General features: G+C 70.8%; 17 protein-coding genes. 10 read left to right on the forward strand and 7 right to left on the reverse strand.

Annotation, left to right across the window (positions count from 1 at the left end):
• Positions 1-139 precede the first annotated feature (139 nt).
• Complete coding sequence (locus ACY48E_RS03465; protein ID WP_462870704.1) at positions 140-817, forward strand: ammonium transporter; 678 nt, start codon at positions 140-142, stop codon at positions 815-817.
• A gap of 654 nt (positions 818-1,471) precedes the next feature.
• On the opposite strand, the gene ACY48E_RS03470 is transcribed toward ACY48E_RS03465, so the two are convergent.
• The 4 genes from ACY48E_RS03470 to ACY48E_RS03485 all read right to left on the reverse strand — a co-directional run bounded on the left by ACY48E_RS03470 (position 1,472) and on the right by ACY48E_RS03485 (position 8,887).
• A complete protein-coding gene (locus ACY48E_RS03470; protein WP_462870705.1) occupies positions 1,472-2,776 on the reverse strand; it encodes a S1 family peptidase in 1,305 nt (434 codons plus the stop codon).
• A 52-nt stretch (positions 2,777-2,828) separates the two neighbouring features.
• Positions 2,829-4,433 (reverse strand): hypothetical protein, encoded by a 1,605-nt coding sequence (locus ACY48E_RS03475; protein WP_462870706.1) that lies wholly within the window; start codon positions 4,431-4,433, stop codon positions 2,829-2,831.
• Positions 4,434-4,543: 110 nt separating this feature from the next.
• Positions 4,544-7,084: a LuxR C-terminal-related transcriptional regulator gene (locus tag ACY48E_RS03480; RefSeq protein WP_462870707.1), complete on the reverse strand. Its 2,541-nt coding sequence runs from the start codon at positions 7,082-7,084 to the stop codon at positions 4,544-4,546.
• Between the two features lie 15 nt (positions 7,085-7,099).
• Positions 7,100-8,887: an Hsp70 family protein gene (locus ACY48E_RS03485; RefSeq protein ID WP_462870708.1), complete on the reverse strand. Its 1,788-nt coding sequence runs from the start codon at positions 8,885-8,887 to the stop codon at positions 7,100-7,102.
• A gap of 286 nt (positions 8,888-9,173) precedes the next feature.
• On the opposite strand from ACY48E_RS03485, the gene ACY48E_RS03490 reads away from it, so the two are divergent.
• The 3 genes from ACY48E_RS03490 (at position 9,174) to ACY48E_RS03500 (ending at position 15,029) form a co-directional block, all read left to right on the forward strand.
• Entirely contained in the window at positions 9,174-11,522 is a 2,349-nt protein-coding gene (locus tag ACY48E_RS03490; RefSeq protein ID WP_462870709.1) for an IniB N-terminal domain-containing protein, read from the forward strand.
• 250 nt (positions 11,523-11,772) lie between these two features.
• Entirely contained in the window at positions 11,773-13,548 is a 1,776-nt protein-coding gene (locus tag ACY48E_RS03495; RefSeq protein WP_462870891.1) for a dynamin family protein, read from the forward strand.
• A complete protein-coding gene (locus ACY48E_RS03500) occupies positions 13,545-15,029 on the forward strand; it encodes a dynamin family protein (RefSeq protein WP_462870710.1) in 1,485 nt (494 codons plus the stop codon). Before ACY48E_RS03495 ends, ACY48E_RS03500 begins: the two co-directional genes overlap by 4 nt.
• 36 nt (positions 15,030-15,065) lie before the next feature.
• Here ACY48E_RS03500 and ACY48E_RS03505 read toward each other — a convergent pair whose 3' ends face one another.
• Entirely contained in the window at positions 15,066-15,623 is a 558-nt protein-coding gene (locus tag ACY48E_RS03505) for a hypothetical protein (RefSeq protein ID WP_462870711.1), read from the reverse strand.
• 198 nt (positions 15,624-15,821) lie between these two features.
• On the opposite strand from ACY48E_RS03505, the gene ACY48E_RS03510 reads away from it, so the two are divergent.
• The 5 genes from ACY48E_RS03510 to ACY48E_RS03530 all read left to right on the forward strand — a co-directional run bounded on the left by ACY48E_RS03510 (position 15,822) and on the right by ACY48E_RS03530 (position 21,518).
• Positions 15,822-17,117: a lipase family protein gene (locus ACY48E_RS03510; protein WP_462870892.1), complete on the forward strand. Its 1,296-nt coding sequence runs from the start codon at positions 15,822-15,824 to the stop codon at positions 17,115-17,117.
• Between the two features lie 171 nt (positions 17,118-17,288).
• Complete coding sequence (gene dnaK, locus ACY48E_RS03515; protein ID WP_462870712.1) at positions 17,289-19,130, forward strand: molecular chaperone DnaK; 1,842 nt, start codon at positions 17,289-17,291, stop codon at positions 19,128-19,130.
• Positions 19,127-19,798: a nucleotide exchange factor GrpE gene (grpE, locus tag ACY48E_RS03520; RefSeq protein ID WP_462870713.1), complete on the forward strand. Its 672-nt coding sequence runs from the start codon at positions 19,127-19,129 to the stop codon at positions 19,796-19,798. Before dnaK ends, grpE begins: the two co-directional genes overlap by 4 nt.
• 70 nt (positions 19,799-19,868) lie before the next feature.
• Positions 19,869-21,071, forward strand: a complete 1,203-nt coding sequence (gene dnaJ / locus ACY48E_RS03525) for a molecular chaperone DnaJ (RefSeq protein WP_462870714.1) — start codon at positions 19,869-19,871, stop codon at positions 21,069-21,071.
• 51 nt (positions 21,072-21,122) lie between these two features.
• Positions 21,123-21,518 carry a heat shock protein transcriptional repressor HspR gene (locus ACY48E_RS03530; protein ID WP_462870715.1) on the forward strand — a complete coding sequence of 132 codons (396 nt, stop codon included), beginning with the start codon at positions 21,123-21,125 and terminating at the stop codon, positions 21,516-21,518.
• A gap of 69 nt (positions 21,519-21,587) precedes the next feature.
• Here ACY48E_RS03530 and ACY48E_RS03535 read toward each other — a convergent pair whose 3' ends face one another.
• Positions 21,588-22,730 (reverse strand): nitric oxide synthase oxygenase, encoded by a 1,143-nt coding sequence (locus ACY48E_RS03535; protein WP_462870716.1) that lies wholly within the window; start codon positions 22,728-22,730, stop codon positions 21,588-21,590.
• Between the two features lie 315 nt (positions 22,731-23,045).
• Between ACY48E_RS03535 and ACY48E_RS03540 the strand changes: the two genes are divergently transcribed.
• The gene (locus ACY48E_RS03540; RefSeq protein ID WP_462870893.1) at positions 23,046-24,209 is read left to right on the forward strand and encodes a globin domain-containing protein; all 1,164 of its coding nucleotides are present in this window, start codon (positions 23,046-23,048) and stop codon (positions 24,207-24,209) included.
• Positions 24,210-24,264: 55 nt separating this feature from the next.
• Here the strand turns inward: ACY48E_RS03540 and ACY48E_RS03545 are convergent, their stop codons facing one another.
• Positions 24,265-25,011, reverse strand: coding sequence for an FAD-binding oxidoreductase (locus ACY48E_RS03545; protein ID WP_462870717.1), 747 nt, complete (start codon positions 25,009-25,011; stop codon positions 24,265-24,267).
• Positions 25,012-25,013 lie beyond the last annotated feature (2 nt).

Genomic DNA, 25,013 nt, shown 5'->3' on the forward strand with positions numbered 1-25,013 from the left:
GCACAGCTGTTATGGTCTCTTCGACCATGGCTAACGCGACCTGCGCCGAAGCCGTGCCAGATTCGTGTCGGGGGGCACGGTGTGAGCAACGGGAATCCCCTGCAGGGCACGTCACCACGAGAGAAACGAGAACTACCCGATGAGACTGCGTCGATTCGTTGCAACATCGATGATTGCCGCCGCGGCACTGGGCGCCTCCGGCGCTCAGGCGTTCGCCGATCCCGCGCCGGCCGCGCCCAACGTCAACTGGACCACGCGCGCGGAGAACGGCGGCGTGACCACCACCGTTGACGCCGGTGTGTTCAAGGTTGCCGACGACGGCAAGACCGTCAACCTGCTCGGCGCGGACGGCGCTGTTCTGGTGACGCTGCCGCTGACGTTGAACCTCAACGGCATTCAGTTCCCGTACACCACCACCGTCACCGACGAGGGACGCACCGTGACGCTGGTGCCGAACCTCGCCGCTCCCGACCTGAGCGCGCTACCCATCCCCGGCCTGCTCGGAGAGAACAAGGTCGCCTCGCCCGCCGAGGATCAGGCCGCCAACCAGTTCTTCACCTCGCAGCTCGCCCTGGCCAGCTCGATCGGTGGCCTCACCGGCACCATCGTGGGAGCAATCGCGGGCTGCATCATCGCAGGACCCGGCTGCATCGCGGGTGCGGTGTCCGGCGCGGGAATCGGCAGCGTTGCCGGAACGATCATCGTCGGCGGCCCGACCCTGATCGTCGCCGGCATCGACTACTACAACACGATCACCGCTGCCCCCGGCACCACCAAGTTCGCCACCCCGGCGCCTCCGGCCCCGCCCGCTCCCTGAGTCGCCGCACTGCGAGCACGCACGTGAAGAGCCCCGGACCAGATGGTCCGGGGCTCTTCACGTCGTATCGGTTGCGGCGGTGGTGGCCGCCGCCTACTCCCTAGGAGCTGCCGAAGAACTTCAGCCCGGCGATCAGAGCGGTCAGAAGACCGGAGAGAGCAGTGAGGGTGGCAATGAGACTCACGTGTGGTTCCTTTCGGGTGCGGAGAACCGAACATCGGTCGGTTCCATCTGACCGGATCCGGTCCCGGCGTATGTTACAGATCGACGCGGTTCTGCGCAGCCGAACCGTCCCTTTCGTCTGTTCAGAAACGGATCCAGTATCTGATCGGGGGCGGCCCGGCGGAGATGGCGTATCCCGAAACGAGAACGAGCCCCGACGCCATCGATGGCGTCGGGGCTCGCACGGCCCGTCTCGTCAGCTCAGCTTGGGCAGCGCCCCGGCGTTGTTCACGATGGTGATGATGTAGTTGACGATGTTGAACAGGATGGGGAGGAGATCCACGGAGCGCACCTTTCACAGCCGGTCACGACGCTCCCTCGGCCCCCGATGAGCATCGCGGGGCCCGAGACTCGGACCCCGGGCCAGAGACTACCTCAGCACGGTCCTGCGGGTAGGTGTGCCGGTGCGGGTTCGGACCGGCGCCAGGGTCGTCACCGCGCCGTTCGAACGGTGACCCCGGCGGCGTCGGCGATGGGCCTGATGGGCATCCCGAGGCTGGCCGTGCCGCCCAGGCCGGCCACCGACAGTGCGGCGTCGATGCAACTGCGCGCCGTGTTGACGTTGGACCCGCTCGTGATCCCCAGCGCGAGCGTTCCGGTGACGATGGCGCCGCCGCTGTCGCCCGCGAGGGTGCATGCGGTGGTGGAGAAGCCGTCCACCGTGGGGCTGCTGCCGTCCGCGAGGTAGAGCTGTGTGCGTACCCGGTCGGCAGAGACGACCCCGCAGGTGAACGACGATGCGTCCCCGCTCTTGCACACCGGTGCGCCCACCACCGGGACCGCGGTGCCCGTGATGGGCAGCGCGCCGCCCCCGATTCCGCGCACGGCCGGGCGGTCGAGGCCCGCGGCGATCCCGGCATCGTTGAGGGTGATCACCGAGTAGTCGAGGTTGCGGTCCGAGCCGACGCTCGACCGCGTGAACGAACCCACCTGCGGACCCCGACGCAGGTCGGCGGGGTCGGCGAGGTGCACCGCGGCTCTGCTGTTGCCGTCGGGGACGCAGTGACCGGCGGAGACGGTGACCGCTCGACCGCGGCTGTCGACGGCGTTGAAGCCGAACGAGCAGACCTCCACGGTCGAGGCGGGATCGGAGATCGGACCCGCGGACGTGACGTACGCGTCGCCCCCGATCGCCACCGCCGTCGCCGGTGCAGGCGGCAGCGGGGACAGGATCACCTGCAGGTTCGCGATGAGCGCGGGCAGGTTCAGCAGTCGCCCGAGCGCACTGTTGATGATGTCGACGACAACCTTGTTCTGCAGCAGGTCCACCGAGACGAAGTTGATCTGTGAGCTGACCTCGCGGGGCAGGCTCGACGCCCACGCCGAGACCTGGTTCAGCGACGCGTCGAGGCTGTCGGCCGACACCGGCACCTGAGTGGCACGAAAACCGTCGCGCGCGACGGCAGCGGCCGCCTCCGGAGAGGTCACCGCCACCGTGGGCTCACCATCCGCGGCAAGCCAGGCTCCGCCGAACTCCGCCGGACGCGCGGCTCTGAAGGCCCCCGCGTAGGTGCGCAGCTCCTGGGCACGCGCGGACCGGTCCAGGTACTCCTGCGGCGTCATGTGCAGATCCCGGTCGATGGCCGTGATCAGCTCCGGCGGAAGGACGCTACCCGAATCAGGTTCGGCCGCAGCGGTTCCCGCTGCCGACAGCGTCCCCACAAGAGCAACCGTCAGCGCACCGGCAAATAGACGAACGCGGTACCCGGTCGACCCGGCCGTGGTCGTGAAGAGCATGCACAGAACTCGTTTCCACTATCCCCGCGCGGAAGCATACCGGCACTGCCGTTCAGGCGGCGGGTGCGGGCGCCACCGAAGTCGTCTGTACCACCGACGTGGACGAGGGGGTGGGAGCGGTGGTGCTGGTCGTGGGCGCCGTGGTCGTCGTGGGCGCTGCGGTGGTCGGCGCGACGGTGACGGTGGGCGGCTGCTGCGAGGTGGGCCGCACCGGCGGTGCCGGCGCGGGTGCGGGGGCCGGGGCCGGGGCGGGGGCGGGAGCGGGAGCGGGAGCGGGTACCGACGACGACGGCGTCGTCACCGCGGTCGTGGTCGCCGCCGTGGTGGGCGGCGCGGAGGTGGTGGAGGGGACCGGTGTGGTGGGCGGTGGCGCCGAGCCTGTGATCGGCACCGGAACCGCCGGCGCCACCGTGGGCTGGCGCAGTGCGAAGGCGGCCGCGGTGGCCACCACCAGCAAGGTCAGCACAGCCGCCGCGATCATGATGATCCGGCGAGACGGTCGCGTGGACCGGGCCGTCTCGGCCACCGGGTCGGGTGCCGGGGCGAGAGCGGCTACCGCTCCGCTGTACGCCGCGGCGCTGCCGCCGTGGTGTCGGCCGGCGGCCGGATCGACGACGGCGGGGAACACCTCGGTGCTGGCCTCGGCGACCTCTCGCTCGGCCGCGATCATCGCAGCTCCGCGAGCGGCCGCGTGCGGTTCGACGATCACCGACGGCCCGAAGGCGGCGCGCAGCGGTGGGGATTGGGCGGCCGCGCCGATCAGCACCACCGACGACACCGCCGACCGGTCGAGTCCGTGCGCGATGAGGCAGTCGTCGACCAGGGCGGGCACCGCGCCTGCCGGACGGGCGACGAGCGCTGTGAACTGGGCCGCGGTGACCTCGATGTCGTCGACCACCCCGGCCAGTGCCACCCGGACCGCGACCGACTCGGCGGACGAGAGTGACACCTTCGCGGTTTCGCACGCGGCCATGAAGGCACCGAAACCCGGGTCGGTGCGCACCTCCTCGATGCCGAGACCGGCCCGTCCGAGAACATGCGCGGCAAGGCTGTCGGTGAAGGTGCGCCCGGTGGGGTTGTCCACCTCGAGCCGGGTGTTGCCGACCGCTGCCGTGCCGATCAGCGCCACGCGTGTCAGATCGACCCCCACGTCGACCACGGCCGTGGGCCCAGTGGCCGCAGAGGTGCACCACGCAGCGACGGCGACGTCGTCGGAGACCAGGTCTGCGCTCCCGAGCCCGACGTTGATCAGCGCAGCGCGCACGTCGGCCACCGACTGTGGGCTCCACGTGGACGGGTGCACCACCACGCAGGTGGGGTGATCGGTGGTGCCGTACAGGTCGGCCATGGTGGCCACCAGGCAGTACGCGGTCGCGGCAACCAGATCGGCCGGGTAGTAGTGGTTGCCGTCGGACAGCAGCACGGGCAGGCCGGAGTCGATGTGGCGGACGAAGTCGGTCGCGGTGGTGGCGCCGAAGTCGGCGTCCCCGTCATCGAGCAGGCGTGCCCCGCCGTCGCCGGAGAGCCGTAGCGCCGTGGGTGTGGTGAACAGCGAATCGCCCGCGTTGTCGGGGTCGTCGGGATTGACGGAGTTGCGGGTCCGGCAGACGGCCACCGACGTGGCCGAACCGATGTAGAGCCCCACACTCGTGGCCATGATCCGCGCGCCTTCCCGCCGACCGAGCGGGTACGGCCGAACACGATAGAGAGGCTAACGGGGCGAGAGTTCTCGTGAACCGGTGCGCACAGGCGACCGGGCAATCGTAGTCAACGCGTTACTTCCTGACCGAACCCGTGAGCGCGCAGGATCGAGAGCATCTCCGACCGAGAGGTCGCGCCGACGCGGCGTCGGATTCGGGCGACGTGATGCTCGACGGTCTTGGAGGATATGAACAACCGCGCGCCGATCTCCTTGTGGGTCAGCCCGAGAACCACCTGGTGAGCGACCTCGGCTTCACGCTCGGTGAGCGCACCACCGGCGACCGCGGTCTCGCCGCCGTCGGCCGACGCCGCGCCGGGGCGATGCCCGATCGGTGCCCCGATTCGCCGCGCCGCCTGCAGCAGCGTGGTGGCCGAACCGGTGTCCGACACCCGCAGAGCAGCCTCACCCGCCAGGCGAGCACCGTCCCAGGGCAGTCCGAGCCGCTCGAGCAGGTTTGCGGCGGCCTCGACCTCGACCGGGTCGGGCGCGCCCTGCATCACCCGCAACCAGGCGCGTCCCGCCGTCGCGAGGGACGCGGCGTACGTGCTGTTCTCCGACGCCGCGGCCAGGGCGTGCGCATGCGGGACCAACGCTGCCGGGTCGCCCCGGAGAATCGCTGCCTGGACCCCGTACCAGTGCCACGCGGACGCCCACACGGGCGGATCACCCAGTGCGCTCAGCAGAGCGGACCCCTCGCTGACGAGGTGCTCGACACGAGCCACCTCGCCCACCCGTGCCGCCGCGAGCCACAGTTCCCCGATCGGGAGCAGGGAGAACAGGTCGGCCTCGGACTCAGCGATGACGGGGACGGCGTCCGCCCACGCCCGCATCAGGGTTCCGGTGTCCCCACGGCGACGGGCGCACCCGATGGTCACGGCCGCGGCGACCAACCGATCACGACGATCGGCACACGCGAGGGCGGCGGCCGCGGTGGCCGCGTCGAGGTCGCCGCGCATCATCGTCTCCCACGCATCGAGCAGCGCGAGTCGGCGTCGGGTCACCGGCTCTGTGGGTGCGGCGGGATCGAGTGCCCGCTCGATCACCGCCCGGGCTGCGGTCGGCTCACCGGTGTGCAGGCAGAGCAGGGCGGCGATCGCCTCCGCCGACTCGGGAACAGCGCGCTCGCGACCCTCGGGCATCGAGGCCGCCCGCAGCAGGGGCCCGGCAGCGTGCACTGCCGACTCGGTCAGCGACCGGGTCAGACCCTCGGCGACCAGGCGATCGCGCGTGTGCGTGGCGGTCGGTGGCGCATCGGCGGACGCTGCGGCGAACTCCATCGCACCGGTGCGGTCACCGACCGCGGTGAGAGCCAGCGCGGCGACAGGCGCATCGACTCCCACGCGCTCGAGGCCCAGCCAGCGGTAGAGGTCCGCGGTGCGCGAGGCGCTCGCCCGTGATGACGCCACGGCTGCGGCCACACGCACCGCCGATCGCACCACATCGGGATCGGCGCAGTGCAGAGCGTCATCGGCAGCTGTCGCGGCGGCGACCACATCACCTGTGAGAAAGCAGCTTTCGGCGTAATGAACGGCGATCTCGCTCGGGTCGGCACCTGCGGACAACGCCGCCGACCACAGCGTTCGCGCCGTGCTCGCAGAGGTGGCGCGCCCAGCGAGCGCCGTCGCGGCGTCGGCGAGCTCGCGGCCGCGGACACCGGAGAGCGCGGCCGCGACAACGATGGCGGGGGTCAGGTCGTCGCGGGCAGCGAGATCCTCGATCGCTGCCGTGCGCACGGTCGCAACCGCCCGCTCCCCGGCACTCGCGCGCAGAGCCGCTCCCGCCGCCGGGAGCAGCGACACGGAGTGGCCGGTCTCCACGACGGCCGCGGTCGCGCGGGCACGATCGATCGCCGCCACGGCCTGCCCGTGGGTGACGTCCGCACCGGCCACCGCCCGGACCGTCTCCGGGTCGAGAGGCACGGCGATCTCGGCCAGCGCCAGGGCGGCGACCTCCACCGCCGAACAACCGGCGAACACCCGACGGAAGTGCGCGGTGGCTGCGCTCGCGACCCGGTCACCGATCGTCGTGTGCTCGCCCTGCTCGTCGGCATCCTCGCCGGCGCAGATCACCTCGCGGAGAACGGCATCGACGGCCGACCGGACCCCGGCGGTCGTCCGGGCGATGCGGGTGGCCAGTGCGGCGGGCAGGGTCGGGGCGCCCAGTGCCGCCGCGCGTGCGCGCACGCCGTCCCGGTCGAGCGGGCCGAGGATGATCTCGCGCCCGCCCATCGCACCGAGCAGTCGTTGCAATCGCACGTCCGAAGTTCGCGTCTGCGCCGCCACGATCACCGCTGCGCCGCTGCCCGGGTGCGGGGCCAGCTCGATCAGCCGGGCGAGGGTGTCGTCGTCGAGCTCGTGGGCGTCGTCGATCACGATCGCGCATCCGGCGGTGAGAACCTCGGGAACCCCGTCCAGGGCGGTGATCGTCGCGTTGCGCAGAGCCTGCCGAACAGCTGCGAGCAGTGCCGACTTCCCGCTCCCTGCGGGTCCGGTGACGAATCGGATCACCGGATGTGCTGCCGCCGTGTCGATTTCGCGCAACAGGGCCGCCGCACCGGGCATCCCGGCGAACTGGGGATCGGCGCGCGCTCCGGTGAGGGTGGACACCTCGGGTGCCGTCCGTCAGCGTCCGGTGACCGCGTCCAGGGTCGCGCCCGGGAGCATCGCGACCTGACCCAGGACGTCCGCCCCGAAGCCGATGACACCGGGCAGGGGATTGGTGAAGCTGGGAACGGGCACGGGAACCGGAACGGGCACCGGGACAACGGGGTTCGGGGCCTGCGCGCCCGGTGTGCTCGGGGTGGCCGGGGCCGGGGCAACCGTCGGCGGTGCGGTCGTGACGGCGCCGCCGCCGGACGGTGCGGGAACAGCCGCGGTCGGGGCGGAGCCACCCGAGGTGGCCCCGCCCGGGGGTGAGCCCGCGGACGGGGCGGCGGGATCGCCCGTGGAGCCGGCGGAGCCCGTGGACGTGGGGCCGGGCGACTCCGCAGCGGCGGATGTCGGTGCCGCCGTGCTGCTCGGCGCGACGTTCGCCCCGTTCGTCGGTGCGTTCGGCACCGCCGTGGGCGCCACCGGGTCCGGGCTGCGGTCGAGGACCGACGTTCCGACGCCGAGCCCACCTGCGGCGAGCAGCGCGATCGCCGCCGCGCCGGCCGCGACGATGGCAGTACGGCGCCCTCGGGAGAGCCCGGACCGGGCCGGGGTGATCGGCGCAGCGGTCGCGGCGTGCTGCGGGCCCCGCCGATCGGGCACGGGGGAGCCGATTCTCGGGGCGGCGCCGATGGGGGTTCCGGGAACGGGCCCGGCGATCCGGGACGCGTCCACCGGGCCGGGGACGGCGGTGGCCGCGAGTTCGAGGGCGAGCAGCGCGGCGCCGTCCGCCGATGTGAGCGCGGGGTCCGTATCGACCTCGACGGGGGCCCGGAAGTGGGCCGAGAGCATCTCCGCCACGAGCGGAACCGCGGACACGCCGCCGATCGCGAGCACCCTGTCGACGTGGTCGACGCCCGCCGACCGCACGATGTCGTCGGCGAAGGTCATGAGATCGACCAGTGACCCGCGAGTGAGGTCCTCGACCTCGGTTCGCACCAGGCGAACGTGGGTGTCGATGCGCGGTAGGTCGATGTGAATCGTGGTGTCGGTGTCCGCGGACAGTGCGATCTTGGCATCGGTGCAGCGCCGTCGAAGTGTCGACAGGCTCTGCACCACAACGGGATCGGTGCGATCGAAGGACGCCGGGTCCACCCCCGCGATATCGAGCACGTGCCCGAGGATTCTGTCGTCGATATCCGCGCCGCCGAAATCCTCGGTTCGCTGCGCTCGGCCCACCACACTCGACTTCTCACCGGTGGTGACCACCGCGACGGTGGTTCCCGACTCGCCCGCATCCACCACCAGCAGCACCTCGTCGGCGGCGACGCCGCGGGTGGTCGACAGCCACGTCACCGCGGTCAGCGCCTCGGGAACCAGAGCTGCCCCGCCCGGGTCGTTGCCGCCTGCGTTGCCGGCGACGCCGCCGCCGAGGGCATCGCGCAGCGCGTCGACGGTATGTGTGGGCCAGTGCGACGGGTACGCCACCACGGTGCAGTCGGCGCGATCGGTCACCGTGGCCGCCAGGAGTTTCAGAGTTTCCGCGTAGAGACGGTCGCCGGAGAAGCGTCGACCGTCGTCGAACACCACGGCCACGGGATCGCCCACGCGGTCCGCGTAGCCGGTCACGATGCCTGCGGACGGTATCGGCCGGCGGGCCGACGCGGCGATCCGCGGATCGGCCGCCAGCACGGGAGCATGGCCGGGAATCAGGTTCAGAGCCGTGGGGGAGACGGTGCACACCCGGGGCAGCGAGGCGCTGGTCCGCCGAGCCGCGACGCTGGTCGCGGTACCGACCTTCAACCCGAGTCCTGACGTCATCGAGGGGCGCTCCGTTCGGTTCCGGCAGCGCCCGGAGAAGGCGCCGCATGCGCACGGGGTGTGCGGACGGTGTGTCGTGTCCGCCGAGGTCATTGTTACTCGTCACAGTCCCCTGGTCTCGGTTTCTCGGGCAAATCCCCTACATCCCCTATCCGGGTCCCGATCCCCGGGGGCTCCCCCGAGATCTCGAGGAGGGGGATCGACCCCGTTGGCCCCGCGCCGTCGTCTTCCTAGCGTTGGTCCCACTCTCGCCGGCAGCCCGTCGGCCCGATCACCAGGAGCACCGATGGCCACCAACGCCGTACTCGACTTCATCCTCAGCCTTCTCCGCGACGACAAGGCCGCGAACGCCTACTGCCTCAACCCGCAGGCCGCTCTCGACGCGGCAGGCCTGTCCAGCGTCACCCCGGCCGACGTGGTGGCCCTCGCCCCCGTCGTCGCCGAGTCCGGTCTGGTCGACGGCGGGGCGCGGCTGGGCGCCATCGTCGGGACCGGGCTCAACGCCGGCGGTGCCGTCAACGCCGGGCTCAACGCCGGTGGTGCCATCAACGCCGGTGGTGCCATCAACGCCGGTGGTGCCATCAACGCCGGTGGCGCGGTGAACGTCGGTGGGGTCGGCGCCGGTGGGATCAACCTCGGTGGCCTGACGATCGGCGCCCCCAGCCTGGCGCTCGGCGGCCTGACCGTCGGCGGCCTCGGCGCGGCCGGCCTCGGGCCCGTCGGCCTGGGCCCGATCAACCTCGGGTCGATCAACCTTGCCAACCTCTCCCTCGGGAACTTCGATCCCTCAGCGCTGGTGTCGCTGAACCCGGCAGGTCAGATCGCCACCGTGCTCGGCGCCGCCCTCGGTGGAGCCCTGAACGCCGGTGGGCCCGTCGCGGCGCAGCTCGGTGCCGCGCTCGGAGGCGTGGTCTCCGGCGTCCCGGCGCTCGGCGTCGCGACGCTCGGCACCGGTGCAGACCTCGGCGCCTCCCTCGCCGGTGCGCTCACCACCGGACTGGGCGTGACCGGACCCGTCGCCACGTCGCTGGCCGCGCAGCTCGCGGGCTCGATCAACACCGCCCTGGGTGCCGGCGTCGCAGTCACGGCGCCGTCTCTCGCCGGCGCCCTCTCGGCCGCCTTCGGAGCCGGTGGCCCCCTCGCCGGAACAGTCGGCGCACAGCTCGGCGCTCTGCTCGGTGCCGGGATCACGGCCGGCGGGCCGCTGGGCATCGATCTGGCCGCGGCCCTGAACGCCGGCCTCGGCGTCGCACCCGCCCTGGGCACGACCCTCGGCGGCGCACTCGGTGTGAACGCCGGAGCCCTCTCGGCCGCCCTCGGACCCGTTCTCGGTGCCGGCACCGGCCTCGGCGCCACGCTGGCCGGTGTGCTGAACCCGGCGGTGGTCGCGACCCTCGCGGGACCGCTGACCACGGGGCTCGCCGGGGCGCTCGGTACCGCGCTGGGCGCGGGCGGCGCCGTGGGCGCGAACCTCGGTGCAGCCCTCGGCACGGCTCTCGGCGCCGGTGTCGACGTCAACATCCTCAGCGGCCTGGCCCTCGGCGGCTCTCTCGCGGCGGGCAGCGGTCTGGCCGCCGGCAACCTCGGCACGGTGCTCGCCGGCAACCTCGGCCTGGGGGCGGGCGTGACCACACAGCTCGGCGCCGCGCTCGACGGCGTGATCAACGCCGGCGGTGGGGTCGACCTGAGCAGTGTGCTCGCGGGCAGCACCACCCTCGGTGCGGCGCTGGGCACCACCCTCGGCACGGCGCTCGCCGGCGGCGGCGCGGTGGGCGCGAACCTGGGCACGGCCCTGGGCTCGACACTCGGCACCACCCTCGGTGGCAGCCTCTCCACCGGCCTCGGCGCCGATCTCACCACGGCCCTGAACGGTGGCGCGGGCCTCGGCGCGGGTCTGGGTTCGGCGCTCGGCGCCGGGCTGGGTCTCGACGGCCAGGCGGCCGGCTCGCTGGGCACCGCCCTCGGTGCGGCGCTGAACACCGGCGGCCTGGATGCGTCCGCACTCGTCGGCGCGGGCGCGGGGCTGGGTGCCGGTCTCGGCGCAGCTCCCGGTCTCGACGCCGGCATCGGCGCGGGGCTGGGTGCCGGGGTCGGCGCGGGCGTCGCGGCGGCGGTGGACCCCATCGCAACTCTCGCCCCGAACGTGGCCGCGGGCGTTGCCACGGGCCTCGGCGCGCAGGTGGGAGCGGGCCTGAACACCGCACTCGGCACCGCGTTCGACGCCGGTGCCGCCGGCGCTGCCGCCGGGTCCGCCGTCACCGCCGCCGGTTCGGCCGCGGCGGCAGTGACCGCCCCGGTCGCCCACGGTTCGACGGCCGTCACCGGCGCCGCAGATCTCGGTACGCAGGTCGCGGGTCAGGTGGGAGCGGCCCTCGATCCGGCTGCCTCGCTCGCCGGGTCGGGCGCTGCGAGCGCGACGGGCAACGCCTGGACCGGGCTCGATGCGTCCCACGTCTTCGGCACCGGCCTCGACGGCGCGGCGCTGCACACCGGGTCCGCGGTCACCGGGGCCCTGTCCACCGCCGGTGATCTGCACGCGAGCGGTCTGGGCGGTGCCGCCGACGCGGGCGCGAGCGGCGCGGGTGCCCTCGGCGGCGACCACCACCTCGACCTCGGTGGCATCACGAATCCGTGATCGGTTCGCTCGTTCTGTAACGGCTTCGGCCCCGTACGCGGTAGACGTACGGGGCCGAAGTTGTCACATGTCACAAGAATGTCGGATAGTCGGTGCTCGACGTACGTCAGCGAGCCACCGAAACACAGATCGGGTCGGACCGTCCATGCAGAGCAACTCCCACCAACCTTCGCACGACCTCGTGCCCGGAGGCGGCTCCGACGTGCCCGCGGCCACCCCGGCGCACCAGTTCGGGGACCTGCTCACCCGTATGTCGGACATCGCCCGGACTGCCGGCCGGTCCGACCTTGCTCTTCGACTCGAGGGCGCCCGAACCCGGGTGCTCGATCCGCGGCTGCGCATCGTGGTCGTGGGTCCGCTCGGTCAGGGCAAGAGCAGCTTCGTCAACTCGCTGATCGACGCCGCGGTGTGCACGGTCGGTGACGACGAGTGCACCGCGGTCCCCACCGTGATCTCGTATGCTCCGACGGCCTCCGCAGAACTTGTTCTGGCGCAGCCGGGTTCGGATCCGCTCCACGCGCCTCTCCCGCTGGACGCGCTCGCCGACCTCACACCGGACACACCTGCCGCGGACGGGCGCGAGGTGCTTCGAGTCGAGGTCGCCGTGCCCAGTGCGCTGCTGGCCGACGGCCTCGTCATGGTGGACACCCCCGGCGTCGGCGGTCACGGGAATCCGCACGCAGCAGGCACTCTCGCGATGGTCGCCTCCGCCGATGCGGTTCTGGTGGTCTCCGATGCCGGTGCCGAACTCACCGAGCCCGAGTTGTCCTTCCTGCGACAGGTCATGGGTCTGTGTCCCACCACGGCGGTGCTGGTCACCAAGACCGATCTGTACCCGCACTGGCGCCGGATCGTCGAGGCCAACATCGAGCATCTGCGCCGCGAGCGTCTCGACACCGCCGTGCTTCCCGTGTCATCCCTCCTGCGCACACACGCTCTGCGACTGGGGGATTCGGGCCTCGACGCCGAGTCCGGGTTCGGCGACCTCTACACCTTCCTGCGCGAGCAGGTGGTGGCCCGCGCCGATGTGAGCACTCGCCGCGCCGTCGCGCTGGATCTGCGCTCGGTGTCCGAGCACCTGGCGCTCGCACTGGGCAGTGAGCTTGCCGCGCTGCGTGATCCGGCCACCGCCGATGCGGCCATGAGCGGGTTGGTCGGTGCCCGACACACGGCGGAGGAGATGCGCCGAACCACCTCCCTGTGGCAACAGACACTCGTCGACGGGATCACCGACCTCGCTGCCGACATCGATCACGATCTGCGCGAGCGTCTCCGAGTGATCACCCGAGAGGCGGAGAAGGCTCTGGACGAGGGTGATCCCGGCCGCGACTGGCCCGTGTTCGGCCCCTGGCTCGAGGATCAGGTCGCCAACGCCGTCGGCGAGAACTTCGTGTGGGCCCACGACCGTTCGATCTGGCTGGCCGAGGTGGTGGCCGAGCACTTCGCGGACTCCGCCCAGGTGGGAATGCCCGATTTCGACATCGCCGCCGTCGACGGTGCTCTCGAGCCCGTGACCGCGCTCTCCGGCCTCGAGTCGGGTCGGATGGGCATCGCGTCGAAGGTGCTGGTCGGTATGCGCGGGTCGTACGGCGGTGTGCTGATGTTCGGCCTGCTCACCACGTTCGCCGGACTGGCCCTGATCAACCCGATCTCCATCGGCGCGGGAGTTCTCCTGGGTACCAAGGCCTATCGAGACGACAAGGACGTGCGCGTGCAGGCTCGCCGACACGAGGCCAAGATGGCCGTGCGGGCCTACACCGACGACGTGAGCTTCCAGGTGGGCAAGGAGTCGAAGGATCGACTGCGCCTGGTTCAGCGTGTGCTGCGCGACCACTTCACCTCGCTCGCCGATCAGGCCCTGCGCTCGATCGACGACTCGCTGCGTGCGGCCCAGGAGGCGAGCAATCTCGCCATGGCCGACCGCGCTGCACGCGTCGCCGAGGTCGAGGCACAACTGCGCGCGGTCGCCGCACTGCGCACAGTGGCGGCGCAACTCGACCCCGCCGCCATCGGGGGCGACGAATGACCCTCGAGCGTGCGCGGGCGCTCGTGGAATCTGCTCGACGCGAGTGCGCCGGACGCCCCGATGAACTGGCCGCCCTCGACGTGTGCGCGCAGCGGCTGGACGAGCCGCTGCGGGTGGCACTCGCGGGATCGCTCAAGGCGGGCAAGTCGACGTTGCTCAACGCCCTCGTCGGTCAGGACATCGCCCCCACCGACGCCACCGAGTGCACGCGCGTGGTCACCTGGTACCGCCGCGGCGCCACGCCGACGGTCACCGCGCGCTACGACGGGGACCGCAGCGTCGGCATCCCGGTGTTGCGGCGCGCCGGACGGCTCACCTTCGACTTCGGCGATCTGACCGCGGACCGAGTGGACCGTCTCGACGTCGAATGGCCCACGCGCACATTGCAGTCCACCACGATCATCGACACCCCCGGCATCTCGTCGTCGTCGCGGGAGGTCTCCGCGCGTACCGCGCAGATGCTCACGCCGGAGAACTCGACCAGCGGAGCCGACGCGGTGGTGTACCTGCTGCGCAGCCTCACCGCCGCCGACACCGCGTTCATGACCCGCATCGCCGAGTCGGTCGGGGGAGACGGCGGCCCCCTCGGGGTGATCGGTGTGCTCTCGCGTGCCGACGAGCTCGGCGCCGGCCGACTCGACGCCATGATCTCCGCGGCCGACATCGCCGAGCGCATCAGCGGGGACCTCGATCGAATGGGGTTGTGCCAGGCGGTCGTTCCCGTGGCGGGTTTGCTGGCCCTGGGCGCGCGCACGCTCACCCAGACCGAGTTCTCGGCGTTCGTCGCCCTGGCGTCGGTGCAGCCGGAGCGGTTGCAGTCGGCCATGCTCTCGGCCGATCGGTTCGCGCGACCGGACGTGGATCTACCGGTCGACGCGCCCACCCGAGCGCTGCTGGCCGAGCGCTTCGGGTTGTACGGCATTCGGTCCGCGGTGACCCTGATCCAACTCGGCGTCGACGATTCGTCCACCCTGGCCGAGGAACTGGTGCAACGATCGGGTCTGGCCGAGCTGCGTCAGGTGATCGACGTGCAGTTCGGTCGGCGGGCCGATCAGCTCAAGGCGCACTCGGCGCTCGTGGCGCTCGATCGGGTGCTCGCTGCCGTACCGGGGACCAGCGAGTCGATCGCCGCGCTTCGTGCCGAGGTGGCGCGCACCCTCGGCGACGTCCACGGTTACGCCGAGCTTCGTCTTCTCGCCCGCCTGCGCGGTCGCCCGGTGGACCTACCCGACGATCAACGGCACGCGTTGCAGCGGATGATCGGCGGGTACGGAATCGACCCGGGGACCCGGCTCGGGCTCGACCCCGACGAGGTCACCGGCGCCGAACCCACCACCGAGCAGCTGCGCCGGGCGGCGCTCGAGGCCGTGCGCATCTGGCGCGGCCGTGCGAGCCACCCGCTCACCGACCGGTACACCGGCCGGGCGTGCTCCGTCGCGGTCAGAAGCGCGGAAGCTGTCCTCGCGCAGCTCGATTCCTAGTCGTGCGGGATCACCGGGGATGTCGTGCGGTAGCCGTCACCGCTCGATGAGGCGCCCGGTGCGCGCGAGCCAGCGGGTGACGGCCGGGGAGTACAGCACGGCCGAGGCGGCGACGGCAGCCACCCCCGCGATCACCGGCAGCGCCTGAACGGCGACGGCGTCGGCGTCGGATGCCAACACGAAGAACAGCCCACCACCGGCGGCGAGAACCACCGCCGCGACGGTCAGCCCCGTGCGTCCGTTCCCCCGCCGGCGAAGGAGCAGAGCCGATCCCACCGCCGCGATCACTGCCACCCCGGCGGCGGCAGCGACGGCAACCGTGAGCGTGGTGTCGATGGAGCGGGCGATGTCGGCGTCGAGCGTGGTGGGGTCGTCGAGCACGGCCGCGCGGGTCAATCCCTGCCGGATCGTGCTCAGGCGCGTGGCCCCCAGCGCGACCGCCGCGGCCAGGAGCGCGACCGCGAGCGCCCACAGGGCGAGCCCGGCGACCACCGCACCGGGGCGACGCGTCGGGATCTGTTCGCGCAGTGCGTCGACGACTATGGGTGGGCGCGCCGGCCTCGCGCGCCGGGGCGCCCCGTCCTCGCTGCTCACACCCGCAGCGTAGCCCGTGGGACGGGTGCGGACCGTCCCGCGGCGCGGGTAGTTGCCCGGGGTACATTCCGAAACGCGCAGCTCGGACGGCGAGCAGAACGGCGAGACGAAGGTAGGTGCGCGGTGCATCCTCGCGCGAGAACTTCTGGTGGTCGGCTCGGGTCGGCCCGGGCCGGGTCGACCCTCGTCGGGGCCCTGGTGACCGTGACGGCGCTGGCCGCGGGCACGCTCATCGGAGCCGCGCGCCCTGCCGTGGCAGCACCTGCGGGTCCTGCGTCGCAGTGGGAGCCGCCCGCGCAGGCCGTCGCCCCGTTCTACGTCCCACCCGCGCCGCTGCCGCCCGGGTCCGACGGCGATCTGCTGCGCACCGAGCCGTCGATGATCGTCCCCGGCATCGATGTGCCCGGCGGCCGGTTGCCGGGCACCGGGACGCGGCTGATGTACCTCTCCCGCGACGCGCACGACCAGCCCACGGCGATCACCGGCACCTACCTCGAGCCGCCGACGCCGTGGACCGGGCCGGGGTCGCGACCGCTGATCTCGCTGGGTGTGGGCACCCAGGGGCAGGGTGATCAGTGCGCTCCGTCGAAGCTGATCAACTCGTTCGTCTCCTTCACCCCACCCGCCGACGTGGCGATCGACTACGAGTTCCTCTCCATTGCGAACCTGCTGCAGCGGGGATACGCGGTGGTGGTGACCGACTACGAGGGGCTCGGGACGCCCGGCGTGCACACCTACGTCAACCGGGCCGCCGAGGCTCACGCCGTGCTCGACGCGGTCCGCGCCGCGCACAACCTTCCCGGCACGTCCCTGCGACCGGACTCGCCCCTGGGGCTGTGGGGGTACTCGCAGGGCGGCGGCGCGGTCGCGGCGGCCGCCGAACTCGCCCCGACCTACGCGCCCGAACTGCGCATCGCCGGGACGTATGCAGGTGCTCCGCCGGCCGACCTGGCAGCGACCCTCGCGCAGGTGGACGGATCGTCGATCGTCGGAGTGATCGGATACACCATCAACGGGTTGCGCCGGACCAACCCGGAGATCGAACCGATCATCGACGAGGTGATCAACGATGCCGGCCGGGCGATGCTGGACCGGGTGGCCACGCAGTGCGTCGGCGAGACGGCACTGAGCTTCGGCTTCCGTAGAACCAGCGAGTTCACGCGCTCGGGGCTCCCGCTCTCGGATGTGCTGAAGAACTACCCGCAGCTGACGAAGATCTTCGCCGAGAACCGCATCGGCACCCGCACGCCCACCTCACCGGTGTACATCGACACCGGGGTGGCCGACGACATCGTGCCCACCGGCCAGGCCCAGCAACTTGCGCGCGACTGGTGTGCCGCCGGGGCCACGGTCGATCTGAACGTGCAGGCGCTGCCGTCGATCGCGCCGCGTTCGGCTGTGGGACATGTGCTTCCCGACCTTCTGGGGTTGGCTCCTGCGTCGGCATGGCTGGCCGATCGTCTGGCGGGTCGGCCCGCCCCCTCCACCTGCTGAGCTGCGAATTCGTAGTTCGGGAACATTCCTGGCACTGCCCTGCGTTGTGAGGGTCAAGCGGATTGAGCGTACCTCGCTCAAGTGCGACTTGACTCGAGGATTCTGACCATGAAAACTTGAGCCGAGTTCGCTCAGGCAGATCCGTTCAGGAAATCCAGTAGGAGGAACACCATGGCTCGTGCGGTCGGAATCGACCTCGGGACCACAAACTCGGTCGTGGCCGTCCTGGAGGGCGGCGAGCCGGTTGTGGTCGCCAACTCCGAGGGCTCACGTACCACCCCCTCGATCGTCGCCTTCGCCAAGAACGGTGAGGTGCTCGTCGGGCAACCGGCCAAGAACCAGGCCGTCACCAACGTCGATCGCACCATCCGTTCGGTCAAGCGCCACATCGGCACCGACTGGACCGTCGCGATCGACGACAAGAAGTACACCCCGCAGGAGATCAGCGCGCGCACGCTGATGAAGCTCAAGCGCGACGCCGAGGCATACCTGGGCGAGGACATCACCGACGCCGTCATCACCGTCCCCGCGTACTTCGAGGACGCACAGCGTCAGGCCACCAAGGAGGCCGGTCAGATCGCCGGGCTCAACGTGCTGCGCATCGTCAACGAGCCCACCGCGGCCGCGCTGGCGTACGGGCTGGACAAGGGCGAGAAGGAGCAGACCATCCTGGTCTTCGACCTCGGCGGCGGCACCTTCGACGTCTCCCTGCTCGAGATCGGCGACGGCGTGGTCGAGGTTCGCGCCACCTCCGGCGACAACCACCTCGGTGGTGACGACTGGGACCAGCGCATCGTCGACTGGCTCGTCGACAAGTTCAAGGCGGCCAACGGCATCGACCTGACCAAGGACAAGATGGCGCTGCAGCGTCTGCGCGAGGCCGCGGAGAAGGCCAAGATCGAGCTCTCCAGCTCGCAGAGCACCTCGATCAACCTGCCGTACATCACCGTCGACGCCGACAAGAACCCGCTGTTCCTCGACGAGCAGCTCAGCCGTTCGGAGTTCCAGAAGATCACCTCCGACCTGCTCGATCGCACCCGCGCACCGTTCCAGGCAGTGGTCAAGGACTCGGGCATCGCGGTCAAGGACATCGACCACGTGGTGCTCGTCGGCGGCTCGACCCGCATGCCCGCGGTGTCGGAGTTGGTCAAGGAACTCTCCGGCGGACGCGAGCCGAACAAGGGCGTGAACCCGGACGAGGTCGTCGCCGTCGGCGCCGCCCTGCAGGCCGGCGTGCTCAAGGGCGAGGTCAAGGACGTGCTGCTCCTCGACGTCACCCCGCTCTCGCTCGGTATCGAGACCAAGGGTGGGGTGATGACCAAACTCATCGAGCGCAACACCACCATCCCCACCAAGCGGTCGGAGACCTTCACCACCGCCGACGACAACCAGCCGTCGGTGCAGATCCAGGTCTTCCAGGGTGAGCGCGAGATCGCCTCGCACAACAAGCTGCTCGGATCGTTCGAGCTGACGGATCTGCCCCCGGCCCCGCGCGGCGTGCCGCAGATCGAGGTGACGTTCGACATCGACGCCAACGGCATCGTGCACGTCACCGCGAAGGACAAGGGCACCGGTAAGGAGAACACGATCAAGATCCAGGACGGCTCGGGCCTGTCCAAGGAGGAGATCGACCGGATGATCAAGGACGCCGAGGCGCACGCCGAGGAGGATCGCACTCGCCGCGAGGAGGCCGAGACCCGCAACCAGGCGGAGTCGCTGGTCCACCAGACGGAGAAGTTCGTCAAGGACAGCGAGGACAAGGTTCCCGCTGACCTGAAGGAGCGGGTGGAGACGGCCATCGCCGAGGCGAAGACCGCTCTCGCGGGCACCGACCTGGCAGCGGTGAAGGCCGCGGTGGAGAAGCTGTCCACCGAATCGCAGGCCCTGGGTACGGCCCTGTACGAGGCCTCCGCGGCCGAGGGTGGCGCAGCCGGTGACGCGTCCACCACCACCGGCGACGACGTCGTCGACGCCGAGGTGGTCGACGAGCCCGTCGACACGGAGAAGAAGTGAGTGGTGAGCGCGTCGACCCGGATTCGGTGATCGGAGCCGACGAGGCCACGGAGGTTCCCGACCAGGGAGCCCCCGTGGGCTCGTCCACCGGATCGACGGAGACCTCGTCCACCGGTTCGACGGAGCCGGGCGCCGCCGCCGATCACAGCGGCGAGGCCGTCAACGAGGGCAGTTCACCGGAGGACGTCGCATCCGAGGACAGCGCGCCCGAGGTGGACGAGCTCGCCGAGCGCACCGCCGACCTGCAACGACTGTCCGCGGAGTACGCCAACTACCGACGGCGCGTGGCGCGCGACAAGCAGGTCGACATCGAGAACGCCAAGGCATCGGTGCTCTCGGAACTGCTCGGGGTGCTCGACGACCTCGACCGGGCCCGCAACCACGGAGATCTGGAGTCGGGTCCGATGCGCGGCGTCGCCGACAAGATCGAGTCGGTGATCACCGCGCAGGGCGTCACGGCGTTCGGCGCGGTGGGCGAGGCCTTCGATCCGGCGCTGCACGAAGCCGTCCAGCACGACGGCGACGGGCACGAGCCGGTGATCGGCAGCGTCTACCGCAAGGGATACCGCCTGCGGGACCGTGTTCTGCGCACCGCCATGGTGGTGGTCGTGGACGGTGGCGACGCCTCGAACGGGTCCGGGCAGACGCCGTCCGCCGGCGAGGCGTGAGGGGTACGCGCCGGACCGGGTGTTCGCGGCGTATCAGCAACATAATCAGGGCGAGAGGAGGAGATATCAGGTGAGCCAGCGGGAGTGGATCGAGAAGGACTTCTACAGGGAGCTCGGTGTCTCCTCCTCGGCGTCCGCCGACGAGATCAAGCGGGCCTACCGCAAGTTGGCCCGCGAGTCGCACCCGGACGCGAACCCGGGCGACACCAAGGCCGAGGCGAAGTTCAAGGCTGTCAGCGAGGCCAACGCCGTGCTGTCCGACCCGGCCAAGCGCAAGGAGTACGACGAGACGCGCGCGGCGTTCGCCGCCGGGGGTTTCGGTCGAGGTGGGTTCTCCCCGCGCGGGGGCGCCAACTTCGGCGGAACCAACTTCGGTGGGGCGGGCGGCGGTGCCCAGGGCTTCGACATCGGCGACCTGTTCGGTGGTGGTGCGCCGGGCGGCGACAGCGGCATCGGCGACCTGTTCGGCGGTCTGTTCAACCGCGGTGGCACCGGTCAGCGCCCGGGTTCCTCGACGCGTCCGCGTCGGGGCTCCGATCTGGCCGCCGAGATCACCCTCGACTTCCGCGACGCGGCGACCGGCACCACCGTCCCGCTGTCGATGACCAGCCCCTCCTCGTGCACCACCTGCCACGGCAGCGGAGCAAAGCCGGGAACCAGCCCACGCGTGTGTTCGTCGTGCAACGGTGCCGGGGTGTTGAACCGGAACCAGGGTGCGTTCGGGTTCAGTGAGCCGTGCCCGGAGTGTCGGGGTACCGGGTCGATCATCGACGAGCCGTGCGGCGACTGCCGGGGCACGGGAGTGCAGAACCGCACCCGCTCGGTGACGGTGCGCGTGCCGGCGGGGGTCGGCGACGGACAGCGTGTGCGCGTGACCGGTCGCGGTGAGGCGGGCCTGCGCGGCGCACCTGCCGGTGACCTGCTCGTGACCGTGCACGTACGCCCGGATCCGGTGTTCGGCCGCAGCGGCGACGACCTCACCATCACCGTCCCGGTGGCCTACAGCGAACTGGTACTGGGCACCACGCTCTCGGTGCCCACCCTCGACGGGCGCGTGGGCGTGAAGGTTCCGGCCGGCACCGTGGACGGGCGTACGTTCCGGGTCAAGGGTCGCGGGATCACCCGTAAGGACACTTCCGGCGACCTTCTGGTGACGGTCAAGGTGGCAGTTCCGTCGACCCTCGACGCCACTGCAACCGAGGCTCTGACCGCTTACGCTGCCGCGGAGAAGGCCAGCGGTTTCGATCCCCGCGCCGGCTGGGCCGGGGCATAGGTACTGCTCCGGCGCTGCCGGGGTACGGACACGATCGGGAGGTGATGGGAGATGGACGCGTCCGAAGCTACTGCGGATCCCGATGCCCGCATCTTCGTGATCTCGGTGGCCGCCGAGTTGGCAGGGATGCACGCGCAGACTCTGCGCACGTACGACCGGCTCGGGTTGGTGACCCCGCATCGCACCACCGGAGGTGGTCGGCGGTATTCCATGCGGGACGTCGCCCTGCTGCGCGAGGTGCAGCGGCTCTCGCAGGACGAGGGTGTGAACCTGGCCGGGATCAAGCGGATCATCGACCTGAGCAACCAGGTCGAGGCTCTGCAGATGCGGGTGAGCGAGCTGGCCGATGAACTGGCGCGCGCGCAGGTCGGATATCGGCGCGACCTGATTCCGGCGCCACGCAACGCGCTCGTCGTCTGGAAGCCCAAGAACCCGCGCCGGCAGTAACTGCACCCGCGCCAGCAGTAACTGCACCCGCGCCGGCAGTAACTGCACCCGCGTCTGCGGGGACGGCCCTCAGACCGGATCGGCTCGGTAGAAGAAGTTCGGCCGAAGTTCGGGGTCCGTGGCGTCGAAGGTGCGGTGGAAGGTCGGGGTGAGCGACGCCGACATCGGCGGGTTCACCCAGGCCCAGTCCGTGGGGCAGCCTCGCCCTGCACGGGATTCGCGGTCGACGTGGTCGACGAACTGCTTGGCCACGGTGTGGTGATCGACCATGTAGGCACCTGCGGCGCGGAAACTGTGCAGCACCGCTCTGTTGACCTCGACGAGGGCGCGGTCGCGCCAGAGGGTGCGCTCGGAGCTCATGTCCAGACCCAGGTGTTTCGCGACGGCGGGGAGCACGTCGTAGCGTGAGCTGTCGCCGAAGTTCCGGGCGCCGACCTCGGTGTTGACGTACCAGCCGCTGAACGGCGCGCAGGAGTACACCAGGCCACCGATGTCGAGGTCCATGTTCGAGACCGCGGGAACGGCGTGCCATCGCAGGTTCAGGTCGGCGAACCACTCGTGGTCCGGGTGGGTGATGGGTACTTCCAGCAGCAGGTCTTCGGGCACCTCGAACATCGAGAGCGGCTCGTCGGGCGTCTGCACCAGCAGGGGCAGAACGTCGAACGCCGTTCCCCTGCCCTTCCAGCCGAGCTTCTGGGCCGTCTCGGTAAGTGTGACGTTGGCGGGGTCGCCGGTGATCACTCCGCGCCTGCCGCGGTAGCCGGCGTAGCGGATGATCTGGGAGTTCAGGATGCGGAACTGCCGCTCACCAGGGGGGCGCCACGGTCCCACGGTGATGACCGACCGCAGGGCGCCGCCGTTGGTGGCGGCGCGCAGATGTTCCCAGCAGGCCTCGGCGATGTCGGCAGCGGTGGTCGCGTCGCGGGCATCGACGAGGTCGAGCGTGCGCCAGTGGCTGCGGCCGACGCAGCGGGCGTGGTTGCGCCAGGCCAGCTTCGCCCCGATCAGCAGTTCCTCGCGGGTGTGCACGTAGGTGCCGGTGGCGCGAAGTTGGGTCGCCGCCGCGGCGCCCCGCTGGGCGGGGAGGTGGGCGAGTTCGGGGAGCGCGAAGAATTCTCGACACTGCGCTACCGCTCGTTCTCGCGCGACGTCGGCGTGATCGGAATCCGATCGTCGATCCCCGGCGCTGCTTCCCCCGAATGCGGTGACCACGTCGTCACGTCCCTTCCACGACGAACGATCATCGCCGCTGCGGAGAACCTTACCGAATGGTGGGGGATTCGAATGTCCTTGCGGACCAACAGATTACGGGTATATGACCCGTTATGACGGATCAATGGAAACGTACAGTACGAATACACGCGGCGAAACCAGCGAATAGATGGTTTGTTTTCCGGAGAATCTCCAGCGGTTTCCCCGCGGACGTTGCGCGGCTAGAATCGCCCCAGCGGAGAGTACCTTTGTTTCCGTCTCGATCTGCGCACCGAACCAAGCGAGTGTCGCCGAGGACCACCGATGGGGGGCACAGTGGACGAACAGTCGATCTCACTCGTGCGCAGTACGTTCAAGGCCGTCGCGGCCGCGGACGACGGGCCCGAGCGCCTGACCAGTTCGTTCTATGCCATCCTCTTCGCCGACAACCCCGGTGTTCGCGAGCTCTTCCCGGCTTCGATGACCGCCCAGCGGGACAAGCTCGTCGTCGCCATCGCCTACGTGGTGGACCACCTCGACGATCTCGACGCCACCCTCCCGTTCCTCGCGCAGCTCGGCCGCGATCACCGCAAGTACGGAATCGACGACTCGCACTACACCGCCGTCGGCAATGCGCTGCTCACGGCGCTCGAACGCTTCGCCGGCACCGAGATCTGGACCGACGACGTCGACGCCGCCTGGCGCGAGGCCATCGCCATCATTGCGGGCGCGATGATGGATGCCGCCCATGCCGAGAGCGGGCCGGCTGCCGTCGGCGCGACCGTCGTCGAGCACCTTCAGGTGCTGCGCGACGTCTCGGTGGTGCGCCTGCAGCTGGACGAGCCACTGAACTACGCGGCCGGGCAGTACGTGAGCGTGCAGATCCCCAGTCGCCCCCGCATGTGGCGCTACTTCTCGCCCGCGGTCCCCGCGAACCCGCAGGGGCAGATCGAATTCCACATCCGTCGTGTCTCGGGGGGTTGGGTGAGCCCGGCCGTGGTGCGCCGCACCACCGTGGGGGAGCGGTGGGTCATCGGATCGCCACTGGGTGCTCTCGGCGTGGCCGGTGCGCAGGGCCGCAACATGGTGATGATCGGCTCGGGCACCGGCATCGCCCCGCTGCGCGCCCAGATCATGGAAATGGCGGCACGAGCGCAGAACCCCAACGTGCACCTGTTCGTGTCGGGAACCTACCCGTGCGATCTCTACGACTACGACACGCTCGCCTCGATCGCGATGACCAACCCCTGGCTGACGGTGGTCCCGGTCACCGAGAACGACGACAATCCGTGGTGGCACGACGGCGACCCCACCCCCGTCCCGCTCTCGCGCCGCCAGCTCGCCCCCACCCAGGTGGGCAAGCTCGTCGCCGACTACGGCACGTGGCCGGGCCACGACATTCAGATCGTCGGCTCGCCCACCATGGTCAAGACCACCGCGCACAGGCTGCGCGCCGCCGGGGTGGATGCCGGCGCGATCCGGCACGACCCCCTCTTCTGAGTCGGACGGTCCCTCGTTCGAGTCGGACGGTCAGCGGCCGGCTGCCGCTGCACGCTCAGGTGCGAACAGCCTCGCGCGGGGTTCCCGCCGCCACGAGGGCGTCGATGGTTCCTTCCGTCATCGCCGGTGATCCGCACACCAGCACCTGATGATCGGTGAACGGACCCCACGCGGCGACGACGCTCGAGATTCGACCCACCTCGTACTCGTCGGCGGCGAACGCCGTGTCCGGCGCCGCCGACATTCGTTCGAGCTCGGCTCGTGCGTGGAACGGGTCCGGCACATCGGGGTCGGTCGGTGAATCGACCACCGGCACCGCCGTGAGCCAGGGGGCCGACTTCTCGAGGGTCAGCAGCAGGTCCGAGGCGTAGAGGTCGCGCGGATAGCGTCCGCCCACCACGAGATACACCCGCGGTGGATCGGGCCGTCGCGCCAGGTCCTGGATCAGCGAGAGCATCGGGGCCAGCCCGGTTCCACCGGCGATCATCACCACGTCGCGGCCGGTGTCGTCGATGTGCAGGGACCCCGCCGGGTCGTCGAGCGTCCACTCGTCACCGACCGCGGTGTTCGTCACGATGGACCCACTGACCCATCCGCCGGGCACCGCTCGAACGTGGAACTCGTACTTGCCGTCCAGCGACGGGAGCATCGCCGAACTGTAGCGCCGGGTCAGCGCAGGGTGGGCGGGAACGGTCACCGCCAGCGATTGTCCGGGCGCGAACATCACGTGCTCACCGATCAGTCGCACCACCGCAATGTCGTTGCGGAGCCGATGCACCGCCACCACTGTCGCTCGGCCCACCG

Source organism: Rhodococcus sp. AZ1, from assembly GCF_054979605.1.